The organism is Paraburkholderia sp. J63 (assembly GCF_905220245.1).
In the GTDB taxonomy this organism is placed as follows: domain Bacteria; phylum Pseudomonadota; class Gammaproteobacteria; order Burkholderiales; family Burkholderiaceae; genus Paraburkholderia.
Genome location: NZ_CAJMZF010000022.1, coordinates 58,562 through 70,745, shown reverse-complemented (window position 1 = coordinate 70,745; position 12,184 = coordinate 58,562). Strand labels below are relative to the sequence as shown.

The 12,184-nt window shown below is 67.1% G+C and carries 11 protein-coding genes; 8 read left to right on the top strand and 3 right to left on the bottom strand.

Annotated elements, in window-relative coordinates; all coding sequences use genetic code 11:
• Positions 1-33 precede the first annotated feature (33 nt).
• Entirely contained in the window at positions 34-168 is a 135-nt protein-coding gene (locus U5775_RS22875; RefSeq protein WP_322060371.1) for a hypothetical protein, read from the bottom strand.
• Between the two features lie 337 nt (positions 169-505).
• Here U5775_RS22875 and U5775_RS22870 point away from each other — a divergent pair, with 337 nt between their 5' ends.
• Positions 506-940 (top strand): phosphate-starvation-inducible PsiE family protein, encoded by a 435-nt coding sequence (locus U5775_RS22870; RefSeq protein WP_322060370.1) that lies wholly within the window; start codon positions 506-508, stop codon positions 938-940.
• Positions 941-1,010: 70 nt separating this feature from the next.
• Here the strand turns inward: U5775_RS22870 and U5775_RS22865 are convergent, their stop codons facing one another.
• Both U5775_RS22865 and U5775_RS22860 read right to left on the bottom strand, forming a co-directional pair.
• A complete protein-coding gene (locus U5775_RS22865) occupies positions 1,011-2,318 on the bottom strand; it encodes an MFS transporter (RefSeq protein WP_322060369.1) in 1,308 nt (435 codons plus the stop codon).
• Positions 2,315-3,505 (bottom strand): M20 aminoacylase family protein, encoded by a 1,191-nt coding sequence (locus tag U5775_RS22860; protein ID WP_322060368.1) that lies wholly within the window; start codon positions 3,503-3,505, stop codon positions 2,315-2,317. Before U5775_RS22860 ends, U5775_RS22865 begins: the two co-directional genes overlap by 4 nt.
• 219 nt (positions 3,506-3,724) lie before the next feature.
• Here U5775_RS22860 and U5775_RS22855 point away from each other — a divergent pair, with 219 nt between their 5' ends.
• The 7 genes from U5775_RS22855 (at position 3,725) to U5775_RS22825 (ending at position 12,130) form a co-directional block, all read left to right on the top strand.
• On the top strand, positions 3,725-4,681 hold the full coding sequence (locus tag U5775_RS22855; protein WP_322060367.1) for a LysR family transcriptional regulator: 957 nt from the start codon (positions 3,725-3,727) through the stop codon (positions 4,679-4,681).
• 244 nt (positions 4,682-4,925) lie between these two features.
• Positions 4,926-5,963 carry a deoxyribose-phosphate aldolase gene (gene deoC, locus U5775_RS22850; protein WP_322060366.1) on the top strand — a complete coding sequence of 346 codons (1,038 nt, stop codon included), beginning with the start codon at positions 4,926-4,928 and terminating at the stop codon, positions 5,961-5,963.
• A gap of 49 nt (positions 5,964-6,012) precedes the next feature.
• On the top strand, positions 6,013-8,391 hold the full coding sequence (locus tag U5775_RS22845) for an aldehyde dehydrogenase family protein (protein ID WP_322060365.1): 2,379 nt from the start codon (positions 6,013-6,015) through the stop codon (positions 8,389-8,391).
• Positions 8,392-8,500: 109 nt separating this feature from the next.
• Positions 8,501-8,989, top strand: a complete 489-nt coding sequence (locus tag U5775_RS22840; RefSeq protein ID WP_322060364.1) for an RbsD/FucU family protein — start codon at positions 8,501-8,503, stop codon at positions 8,987-8,989.
• Positions 8,986-9,924 carry a ribokinase gene (gene rbsK, locus U5775_RS22835; protein WP_322060363.1) on the top strand — a complete coding sequence of 313 codons (939 nt, stop codon included), beginning with the start codon at positions 8,986-8,988 and terminating at the stop codon, positions 9,922-9,924. Before U5775_RS22840 ends, rbsK begins: the two co-directional genes overlap by 4 nt.
• Positions 9,925-9,947: 23 nt before the next feature.
• A complete protein-coding gene (locus tag U5775_RS22830; RefSeq protein ID WP_322060362.1) occupies positions 9,948-11,009 on the top strand; it encodes an ABC transporter permease in 1,062 nt (353 codons plus the stop codon).
• Between the two features lie 116 nt (positions 11,010-11,125).
• Positions 11,126-12,130 (top strand): autoinducer 2 ABC transporter substrate-binding protein, encoded by a 1,005-nt coding sequence (locus U5775_RS22825; protein WP_322060420.1) that lies wholly within the window; start codon positions 11,126-11,128, stop codon positions 12,128-12,130.
• The last annotated feature ends 54 nt before the right edge of the window (positions 12,131-12,184 follow it).

Here is a 12,184-nt window from a genome sequence, read left to right as displayed (position 1 = left end):
CGCTACTTGAGCGACGTAAGCGACGCGAGCGATTTAGTAGCGGCGTTGCGCTTCTGCGAGCAGTTCGCAGTATTCGAGGTGGCGGTTGAGTGCCTTCATGCCAAGGCGGCCGGCTGCCTCGAGAGCGTGAGTGACGGTAGACGAAATTGCGGCGATGAGCGGGGCCATGCTGTTTCTCGCTTCAGGGTAGTTACCTAAGGGTAAACCCTATTATAGTGATGTCGCGCCAGAATGCAAGGAGATCGGCGGCGAGGAACGTCCAAAATCACGGCCCGGGGATTGGGGGCTGGTTCATTGTTGTATCGGCGCAACGATTGGCCCCCAGGCGGCTCGTTGCGCTGCGGCCCGTCGCGTACCGAACCCGCCGGAGCGCAAGCAGTCTCGCCCCCGCGCGCCCGCGCCCGGCACCGCTCCACATCACTGCGGCATTTTTTAATTTCACGGTCTCGCGCTACGATTCCCGGTCCCGGCTGGTTAGGCCGGTCAACCAATGGACTCAAGGAACATGAAATACGAGAGCGCCTTGCAAAAGGCGATCAAAGGACGGCTCGAGCGCGCGATGGAACTCGCGGAGCTGTTCGGCCTGGGGATTATCGGCATCGGCACGGTTGCGGCGATGGTGAGCCTGATCTGGCGGATGGTGAATTCCGATGGCGTCACGCTGACCGATCTGCTGCTGATGTTCCTGTATCTGGAAGTCTTCGCGATGGTCGGGCAGTACCTGAAGGCCGGGCAATTGCCGGTGCGCTTCCCGCTCTATATCGCGATGGTGTCGATCGCCCGGGACCTGATCCTGCGCTCGGGCTCGAACACGGAGCTGCATCTGCTGGCGTCGGCGGGCGCGATCGTGCTCATCGCGCTCGGTGTGCTGCTGATTCGCTATGGGCAGGCGAAATTCCCGAGCAACGCGGGCGAGACTAAAAGCGAGGAAGCGGGCTAGGGCCTGTCGTCAAACGGTCCGCTCGAACCCTCTGCTCGAACCGTCAGCCTGGACAGGCCCTTCGAGGAAGTCAGTCGAGCGCCTTGTTCCCCGTCTCCTCGAACATCGAAACGGCAATCAGCGAAATCAGCACGCAGCCGATCATGTACCACGCGGGCGCCATTTTGCTGCCCGTCTCGCGGATCAGCCAGCCGGCGACGAGCTGCGAGGTGCCGCCGAACACCGAGACCGCGATCGCATACGCGCTCGACATATAGCCCGCGCGCAGATGCTTGGGGAAGTTCTCGGGCATCAGCGCGTAGGCCGGTGCGGAACCCATCGTGTAGCAGAGCATCAGCACGATCAGCGTGACGAGCACCACCGGTAGCGACGGAAAGTGCGTCATGATCCAGAACGCCGGATACAGCAGCAGAATCAGGGCGATGCGGCCGATGATCGTGAGCGGCTTGCGCCGGCCCATGCGGTCGGACCACGCGCCGTAGATCGGGCACATCACGAGCGAGATGGTGCTCGACGCCACGCCCGCGAGCATCGACATCTTCGGGGGCAGGCCCAGGTACTGGATGCAGTAGGTGGGCATGTAATACATCATCACGTAGGTCGAAACCGACATGCCCATGATCGCGAAGATCGTGAGGAACCAGTTGCGCACGTAGAGCGCGCGCTTCGGGTCGTCGCGGGTGGCCACGGCTTTGGCCGCGGGCGGTTCTTCGCGGATGTGACGGCGCAAATAGATGCCCACCGGCGCGATCAGTGTGCCGACCAGAAACGGGATGCGCCAGCCCCAGCTATGCATGGTCTCGCTCGAAAGCAGGAAGCTCAGGCTCGCCGCGAGCCCCGAGCCGAGCAGGGCCGCCGCGCCCTGACTCGCGAGCTGCCAGCTCGCGCGAAAACCGCGGCTCGCCGTGCCGCCCATCTCCAGCAGCGTCGCCGTGGCCGCGCCGAACTCGCCGCCTTGCGCGAAGCCCTGCACGAGCCGCGCGACCACGATCAGCACCGGCGCGGCCAGCCCGATCTGCGCGTAGCCGGGCGCGAGGCCGATGGCCGCCGAGCCGACCGCCATCAACAGGATCGTGAGCGTGAGCGCGGGCTTGCGCCCGGCACGGTCCGCATAGCGGCCGAGCACGATGCCGCCGAGCGGGCGCATCACGAAACCCACGGCGAACACCGCGAAGGCGAGCAGCGACGACGTGACGGGGTCGTCGGCGGGAAAGAACTGCTGGCCAATGGTGAGCGCGAAATAGCTGTAGACCGTGAAGTCGAAGAATTCGAGCAGGTTGCCGATCACCGCCGCCACGACGATCTTGCGTTGCTGCGCGGGCGTCATATCGGGCGCCCCGGCGCCCGCGCCGGAGACGGGCTTGGTCGCGACGTTCATGCGCGTGCCTCGCTCAAGAAGCGCTCGACGAGACGCGTCCAGAACGCCGCGCCTATGGTGAGATTTTCGTCGTTGAAGTCGTAGCGGGCGTTGTGCAGCATCGGCCGGCCTTCGCCGTTGCCGAGGCGCACGAAGCAGCCGGGGCGTTGCTGCAGGTAGTAGGCGAAGTCCTCGCTGCCCGCGATCGGCGGGAACGGCGCGATGATGCGCTCTGGCCCGACCAGCTCCTCGGCCACCTGGCGCGCGAACTCGGTCTCGGCCTCGCTGTTCACGAGCACCGGATAGCCGCGGATATAGTCGATCTCGGCGCTCGCGCCATACGATTGCGCCTGCGCTTCGACCAGCGCGCGAATGCGCGCCTCCAGCGTCTCGCGCACGGCCGGCGAGAACGAGCGCACGCTCATTTCCAGCACGGCGTCCTCGGGAATCACGTTGGGCGCGAAGCCGGAGCGGAACGCGCCGACGGTCACCACCGCGGCCTCGTTCGGATCGACGTTGCGCGAGACCACCGATTGCAGCGCCATCACGATGCTGCTGCCCACCAGCACAGGATCGACCGCCAGATGCGGACGCGCGGCGTGGCCGCCGCGGCCCGTGATGCGCACCTTGACGGTGTCGCAGGCGGCCATCAGCGCGCCGCTGCGAAAGCCGAACGTGCCGGCGGCCACGCCCGGGTGATTGTGCAGCCCGAAGATCGCTTCGCACGGGAAGCGCTCGAACAGGCCGTCGGCGATCATGCGCACGGCGCCGCTGTCCGAGCCCGCTTCTTCGGCGGGCTGGAAGATCAGGTGCACGGTGCCGTCGAAGTTGCGCGTCTTCGCGAGCTGCTGCGCTGCGCCGAGCAGCACCGTCGTGTGGCCATCGTGGCCACAGGCGTGCATCTTGCCGTCGTGGATGCTCGCGTAGTCGAGGCCGGTCTGCTCCTGGATCGGCAGCGCGTCCATGTCGGCGCGCACGCCCACCGTGCGCGTGCTCGTGCCGACTTTCAGTGAGCCGACGACGCCGTGGCCGCCGACATTGCGCGTCACGTCGTAGCCCCACGCCTCGAGCTTGCGCGCCACGAAATCCGCGGTATTGGCCTCCTCGTAGGAGAGCTCGGGATGCTGATGGATGTGATGGCGGATCTCGTCGAGTTGCTCGCGGGCATCGGCCAGGTCGGCAACTTCGCAATAACGGCTTTCGCTCATGGGTGAGGGCTCCTGATATTGGTGTGGACGCCGGGGGGGGCGTCGAATCTTGTGCGGTCGGGCGCCGGGCTTGGGGGCTGGCGCGCCTTTCATCCGTGCAGCGCCGAGTATTGCATCGTCGAAAAACTCGACCCATGACGCAAACGCGCCGAAAATGTTGCCTTCAGGTCAACGATTGGGCGGCGCGCGCAGGCGGCCGCCGTGGGCGAGGGTGGGGCAATGGACGAGACGGACGGCAGTGCCGGCGTGGCGATGGGCCGATGGATCGACGAAATCGGCGAACGCTCGCTGCGCTACCTCGCCGAGATCGCGGCCAGCGGCGGCGTGCGCATGGCGGCCGACGCGCTGGGCGTGAACGCGTCGGTGATCAGCCGCCAGGCGGCGGCGCTGGAGCGCCGGCTGCGTTTCCCGCTGATCGAGCGGCGCGGGCGTCAGGTCGTGGTGACCGAGATCGGCCAGGTGCTCATCGACCACTACCGCGACGGCCAGCGGCGCGAGCGCGACCTGATCGCGCGCCTCGAGGAATACCGGCACCTCAAACGCGGGCGCGTCGCGCTCGGCGTCGGCGAGGGCTTCATCGGCAATCTGATCGCGCGGGCGCTGCAGCGTTTTTCGATGACCTACCCCGACATCCTCGTCGAGATCCGCTCGGGGCCGACGCCCGTGGTGCTCTCGCTGGTGCGCGACGACGTCGTCGATATCGGCCTGTGCGCGCGCTCGGGCGACGACCCGGCCATGCGCATTCATCCGTTCGCGGCGCGGCCGCTGTGCGCCGTGGTCGCGCCCTCGCACCGCTTCGCGCGCATGGCCCGCGTGCCGCCCGCCGAGCTCGCGCACGAGCGCCTCATCTTCATGACCGAGGCGTTCGGTGTGCAGCACTTCGTGCAATCGCTGTTCGACGATGTGCGCCTTACCGTGATTCCCGCGTACCGCGTGGATCTGTTCAACACGGCGCAGACGCTCGCGGCCGCGGGCCTTGGCGTGGCCTTCATGTCGTCGATCACGGCGCGCCGTGGTATCGATCTTGGCGAACTGGTTGCGGTGCCTGTCGATCATCCGATTGCAGCGGGTTTCGCGAGCCAGATGATGACGCGCGTCGGGCGGCGTTTGTCGCCGGCGGCCGATCATTTGTGGAAGCAGCTTGCGCAGAGTTTTGTGCAGGGTGGGGGGCAGTAGCGGCTAAACAGGGCTGCCGCCGAGGGGCACCTTCCTTCGATATCGTGTCAGTCCGTATTGCAACTAACTGTCCGTCGCCTTAACCCCCACCCCCGGCGCCTCCCGGCGCCAAACCCCAGCCACCATCGCAATCACGAGGCACCGATACGATTGTAACGATAGTTGTCACGATTATTTCATCGGTATAGGATGAATGCGACCAAACCATCACGGTTTGATGTGCATTGCACAAATTCGCCAGCCTATGTCAGAAGCCTCAACGAACTCGCTTGTGGTCTTGCGCGGGGCGCACGCCGCGCCGTCCGCGACACCGCTCACCCCGCCGCTCACCCACGTGGCGCGCAATCCCGGCGCGCCATTCGACACGGCATGGATCGACGCCCTGCGCGTCAATTCCTCCGCCGTCGAGCGCCGCACGGCCACGCTCGGCACGCGTCGCGCCGTCAAGAAGGACGCGCAGGCCGCGTGGCTGCTCAAGGCCATCACCTGCATCGACCTCACCACGCTCAACGGCGACGACACCGAAGGCCGCGTGCGGCGCCTGTGCATGAAGGCGCGCCATCCCGTGCGCGCCGACCTGCTCGCCGCGCTCGGCATGGCGCCCGACGCCATCACGACGGGCGCGGTGTGCGTCTATCACCGCTTCGTCGCCGCCGCCGTGGATGCGCTCGCGGGCAGCGGCATTCCCGTCGCCGCGGTGTCCACGGGCTTTCCGGCGGGGCTGAATCCGCATGCGCTGAAGCTCAAGGAGATCGAGGCGTCGGTGGCGGACGGCGCAGCGGAAATCGATATCGTCGTCACGCGCGAGCACGTGCTCACCGGCAACTGGCGCGCGCTCTACGACGAAGTCCGCGAATTCCGCGCGGCCTGCGGCGACGCGCATCTGAAGGCGATTCTCGCCACCGGCGACATCCGCGTGCTCTCGAACGTTGCGAAGGCATCGATGGTTTGCATGATGGCGGGCGCCGACTTCATCAAGACGTCCACGGGCAAGGAGGGCGTCAACGCCACGCTCGACGTGTCGCTCGTGATGGTGCGCATGATCCGCGAATATCGCGAGCGCACCGGCGCGCTGGTGGGCTTCAAGCCCGCGGGCGGCGTGTCGAACGCGAAAACCGCGCTCGCGTATCAGATTCTCATGAAGGAGGAGCTCGGGCGGCCCTGGCTCGAACCGGAATTGTTCCGCTTCGGCGCGTCGAGCCTGCTGGCCGATATCGAGCGTCAGCTCGAGCATCACGTGAGCGGCCGCTACTCCGCCTTCCATCGCCATCCCGTTGCCTGAGCACGCCACCAAACAGGCTATTGAGCAGACCACCGAGCAGATCACATTCATGAGCGTAGCCGAGTATTTTCGAACGATGGATTACGGTCCCGCCCCCGAGGACGATCAGCCCGTGCGCGCCTGGCTCGCGCAGCATGAGGGCACGTTTGGGCACTTCATCGACGGCGCCTCGAGCGCGAGCGGCCAGCGTTTCGAGGTCCGCGCGCCCGCCACGGGCGAATTGCTCGCCGAGGTCGCGCAGGGCGAGGCGGGCGACGTGGCCGCAGCCGTGGCAGCGGCGCGCGCGGCACAGCCGGCCTGGCTCGCGATCGGCGGCGCGGCGCGCGCGCGGCATCTCTATGCGCTCTCGCGCATGGTGCAGCGGCACAGCCGATTGTTCGCAGTCCTTGAGGCGCTGGACAACGGCAAGCCGATCCGCGAAACGCGCGACATCGACGTGCCGCTGGTCGCGCGCCACTTCCTCCATCACGCGGGGTGGGCGCAGTTGCAGGAAAGCGAGTTCGCGCAGTGGGCGCCGCTCGGGGTGATCGGCCAGATCGTGCCGTGGAATTTCCCGCTGCTGATGCTCGCGTGGAAGGTCGCGCCCGCCATCGCGCTCGGCAACTGCGTGGTGCTCAAGCCGGCCGAATACACGCCGCTCACGGCGCTGCTGTTCGCGGAGCTCGCCCATTGCGCGGGGCTCCCCAAGGGCGTGCTCAACGTCGTGACCGGCGACGGCCGCACGGGCGCGGCGCTCGTCGAGCATCCCGGCGTCGACAAGATCGCCTTCACCGGCTCGACCGAGGTCGGCCGCCAGATCCGCACGGTGACGGCGGGCTCGGGCAAGTCGCTCACGCTCGAACTGGGCGGCAAGTCGCCGTTCATCGTGTTCGACGATGCGGATCTCGATAGCGCGGTCGAGGGCGTCGTGGACGCCATCTGGTTCAACCAGGGCCAGGTGTGCTGCGCGGGCTCGCGGCTGCTCGTGCAGGAGGGCGTCGAGGCGCGCTTCCTCGCGAAGCTCAAGCGCCGCATGGCGACGCTGCGCGTGGGCAATTCGCTCGACAAGGGCATCGATCTCGGCGCGATCGTCGATCCGGTGCAACTCGAGCGCATCGAGACGCTCGTGGAAGCGGGCCGGCGCGAAGGCTGCACGATCTGGCAGCCCGAGGAAGTCGCGCTGCCCGCGGGCGGCTGCTTTTATCCGCCCACGCTCGTGACGGGCGTCGGGCCCGCGTCCACGCTCGCGCAGGAAGAAATTTTCGGGCCCGTGCTTGCGGCGATGAGCTTTCGCACGCCCGAGGAAGCCGTGGCGCTCGCGAACAACTCGCGCTACGGCCTCGCGGCCAGCGTCTGGAGTGAAACGATCGGGCGCGCGCTCGATATCGCGCCGCGCCTGCAATGCGGCGTCGTCTGGATCAACGCGACGAACCTGTTCGATGCGAGCGTGGGCTTTGGCGGCTACCGCGAATCGGGCTTCGGGCGCGAAGGCGGGCGCGAGGGCGTTTTCGAATATCTGAAGCCCGCGCGCTGGAGCGAGCGGCCGCTGCGCGAGGCACGTCCTGCGTTGCCCGAGGCAAGCCGTGGCACGGTGAGCGGGCACGATCACATCGATCGGACTGCCAAGCTTTTTATCGGCGGCAAGCAGGTTCGTCCCGATAGCGGCTATTCGCTGCCCGTCCATGCGCCGAACGGCGAATGGGTCGGCGAGGTGGGCGCGGGCAGCCGCAAGGATGTGCGCGATGCGGTGGCCGCCGCGCGCGGCGCGCACAAGTGGACGCAAATGAGCGCGCATGGCCGCGCCCAGGTGCTCTACTACCTCGCCGAGAATCTGGGCGCGCGCGCCGGGGAATTCACCCAGCAGCTCACGCGCCGTGCGGGGCACGACGCACGCAGCGCCGCGCGCGAAGTGGAGGCGGCCATCGACCGTCTCTTCACCTACGCAGCGTGGGCCGACAAGTTCGACGGCGCCGTGCACACGCCGCCGCTACGCGGCGTGGCGCTCGCGATGCACGAGCCGCTCGGCGTGATCGGCATTGCCTGCCCCGACGAGGCGCCGCTGCTCGCGCTGGTCTCGCTGATCGCGCCGGCGCTCGCGCTGGGCAATCGCGTGGTGGTGCTCGCGAGCGAGACAAGCCCGCTCGCGGCCACGGACTTCTATCAGGTGGCCGAAACGTCGGACGTGCCCGCCGGCGCGCTGAACATCCTCACGGGCGAACGCGCGGCGCTGCTTCCGGCGCTCGCGAAGCACGACGACGTGGACGCGCTCTGGTGCTTCGGGCCCGCGAGCGACTCGGCGCTGGTGGAGCGCGAGTCGGTGGGCAACCTGAAGCGCACGTTCGTCGATTATGGGCGAGAGGTTGACTGGTTCGACCCGGCGGGCGCAGGATTGCCGTTCCTGCGCCATGCCGCGCAGGTGAAGAACATCTGGATACCGTATGGAGACTGAGAGGACATAGAGCGCAGAAATAACAGCGCCGTGCCGTCAGTTCAAGAGCTTTGCATGGGCCAGGAGCCAGGCGTGAAGGCGCGTGTTCCGGCCGACAGAGGAGACAACCATGCTGAAAAATCTGGACCCGCTGTTGAACGCCGACGTTTTGCAGGCGTTACGCGCCATGGGCCACGGCGACGAGCTAGTGGTCTGCGACGCGAATTTCCCCGCCGACTCCGTTGCGCGCGCAACGGTATCGGGCAAGCTGCTGCGCATGGACGGTGCCGATGCGCCGCGCGCCGTGCGCGCCATCCTGTCCGTGCTGCCGCTCGACACCTTCGTGGAGTCGCCCGCGATGCGCATGGAGGTGGTGGGCGAGCCCGACACACTCCCGGCCGTGCAGCGCGAGGCGCAGGCCGAAGTCGACGCCGCCGAGGGCCGCGCGGTACCGTTCGCGCCCATCGAGCGCCATGCCTTCTATGCCCGCGCGCGCAAGGCGTACTGCGTGATCGCCACGGGCGAGGCGCGCGGCTATGGCTGCTTCGTGTTCACCAAAGGCGTGCTGCTCGCGCCCGATGCGCCGCGCGCGAGCGGGGCCGGGGAGTCGGGCCGATGAGCGGGCGCGTGGTCATCCTCGGCATTTACGTGACCGATCTTGCGTTTCGCGCGAACCGCATGCCGCTGATCGGCGAGACCATCGCTGGCTCGGCGTTTGCCATGGGGCCCGGCGGCAAGGGCTCGAATCAGGCCGTGGCCGCCGCGCGCGCGGGCGCCGACGTGGTGTTCTGCACGCGCCTCGGCAACGACGCGTTCGGCGAGATCGCGCGCGCGACCTGGGCCGCCGAGGGCATCACGGCGCGGGCGCGCGCCGTGGAGGGCGTAGCCACGGGCGCGGCGCACATCTTCGTCGACGATTCCACGGGCATGAACGCGATCATCGTTGCGGCAGGCGCGGCCGGCACGATGGAGCCCGGCGACGCCGACGCCATCGAAGCCGATATTGCGGTATCCCAGGTATTCGTCACGCAGCTCGAGCAACCGCTCGCGGCGGCGCGGCGCGGCCTTGAAATCGCGCGCCGGCACGGCGTGAAAACCGTGTTCAATCCGGCGCCCGCCATGCCGCTGCCCGACGACATCTACGCGCTGTGCGATTACGTGACGCCCAACGAAACCGAGGCGGCCGCCCTGACCGGCATCGAAGTGCGCAACGCCGACGATGCGCGCCGCGCCGCCGACGTCCTGCTCGCGAAGGGCGCGGGCGCCGTGATCGTCACGCTGGGCGAGGCGGGCGCGCTGCTGCATACGCGCGAAGACTCCGTGCTGCTGCCCGCCTACCAGTGCGGCCCCGTGGTGGAGACGGCCGGCGCCGGCGACGGCTTCACGGGCGGCTTCGCGGCGGCGCTGGCGCGCGGCGACGACGCCGTGACGGCCACGCGCTTCGGCTGCGCGCTCGCGGGCATTTCGGTCACGCGAGCCGGCACCGCGCCTTCCATGCCCACACGCGAAGAAGTGGACGCGATGCTCGCGCACGCGTCGGCGGCCGCGCACTGAGGCCGCGCCTCATATTGCAAAGGATGACGTTCATGAAGGCATCCACCCCCCTCGGCACATCGCTGCGAACGAAGTGGTTCGGCGACCGGCAACTGAACTTCCTGCTCGTCGTGAACCTGCTGGTCGTGCTCGTGGCGATCTGGATCTCGCACGGCCTGTTCGTCGGCATCGACAACCTCCAGTCGATGGGCTCGCAACTGCCCGAAGTCGCGCTGCTCGCGCTCGGCATCATGCTCTCCATGCTCTCGGGCAATGGCGGCATCGACCTCTCGGGCGTGGGGCTCGCGAATCTCTCCGGCATGATCGCCGCGCTCATCGTGCCGCGCTTCGTGAGCGGCGACGATTCCCCCGTGCTCTATACCGCGCTCTTTTGCGTGATCGTCGTGGCGATGGGGCTGATCGGCGGCCTGCTCAACGGCATCGTCATCGCGCGGCTCAATCTCACGCCGATTCTCTGCACGCTCGGCACGCAGCTGCTTTTTACGGGCTTTGCGGTGGCGTTGAGCAATGGCGCCTCGGTGCATGTCGATTACGTCGAACCGCTCGCCGACATCAGCAACGGCACGTTCTTCCAGGTGCCCATTTCGTTTGGCCTGTTCGTGGCGGTGGTCGTGCTGCTCGGCTGGCTGCTCAGGCGCACGCCATTCGGCCTGCGTCTCTACCTGATGGGCACCAATCAGCGCGCGGCGTTCTATGCGGGCATCCCGCGTGCGCGCATGCTGATCACCACCTATGCGATGTGCGGCGTGCTGGCGTCGCTGGCGGGCCTCGTGAGCGTCTCGCATACGCTGAGCGCGAAATGGGACTACGGCAATTCGTATCTGCTGATCGCGATTCTTATCGCGGTGATGGGCGGCGTGAATCCCGCGGGCGGATATGGCCGCATCATCTGCGTGTTCTTCGCGGCCACGGTGCTGCAATTCCTTTCGAGCCTTTTTAACCTCATGGGCGTTTCGCAATTCTTCGGCGATTGCGCATGGGGCTTCCTGCTGCTGCTCTCGCTCGCGTTCGCGGGCGGCGAGCGCGTGCGCGCGATTTTCGGGCTCGGCGGTGCGCAGCCCGGCGGCAAACGGCCCGCGTCGTAAGGATGACTAACAGCGGCTAGAGGGAATAGCCGGCGGACATCGAGCCTCGGGCGTCCGCCACCATCGATACAGGGGCGACGGCAAACAATAAAGGAGACATCGGCATGAAGACAGGCATGAAGTTCAGGCGACTCGGCATGGCGCTCACGGCTTGCGCGCTCGCGGCAGGCGTGGCCGCCGCTGCGTATGCGGCGGACAATCCGACCATCGTGACCGTCGTGAAGGTGACCGGCATCAGCTGGTTCAACCGCATGGACGAGGGCGTCAAGGAGTTCGGCAAGGACAACCCGAACCTCACCGTCTACCAGACGGGCCCGGGCCGCGCGGACGCGGCGCAGCAACTGAAGATCATCGACGACCTGATCGCGAAGAAGGTGAGCGCGATTGCCGTCGTGCCCTATGATCCGCCCACGCTCGAACCCGCGCTGAAGAAGGCGATGGATCGCGGCATCAAGGTGGTCACGCACGAAGCCGACAACGAGAAGAACACGATGGTCGACGTCGAGGCCTTCGACAATACCGCCTATGGCGCGGCGCTCAACGACCGGCTCGCGGCCTGCATGCACGACGAAGGCAAATGGGCGACGCTGGTGGGCTCGCTCGGCAGCCGCTCGCAGGTGCAATGGGCCAACGGCGGCATCGACAATGCCAAGAAGAAGTTCCCGAAGATGCAGTTGGTCGAGACCAACCTCGAAACCAACAACGACGGCGAGCGCGCCTACGAGGTCGCCAAGGAAGTGCTGCGCAAGCACCCGGACCTCAAGGGCTTCCAGGGCTCTTCGTCGCTCGACGTGATCGGCATTGGCCGCGCCGTTGAAGAAGCGGGCCTGCAGGGCAAGATCTGCGTATACGGCACGGGCCTGCCGACCGAAGCGGGCAAGTACCTCGAAAGCGGTGCGATCAACGGCATCGCGTTCTGGGATCCGAAGCTCGCGGGCATTGCGATGAACAAGATTGCGAAGATGCTGATCGACGGCAAGACCGTGGAGAACGGCGCGAATCTCGGCCTGCCCGGCTACGAGAAGGTGACGGTGACGAAGGGCCCGGGCAAGGGCATCATCGTGCGCGGCCAGGGCTGGGTGAGCGTCGACAAATCGAACTACAAGCAATACAACTTCTGATCGATTGCCGGTCGGAAGAAGGTGGCGCGCGCAACCATTCTGGCAAGCTGCGCG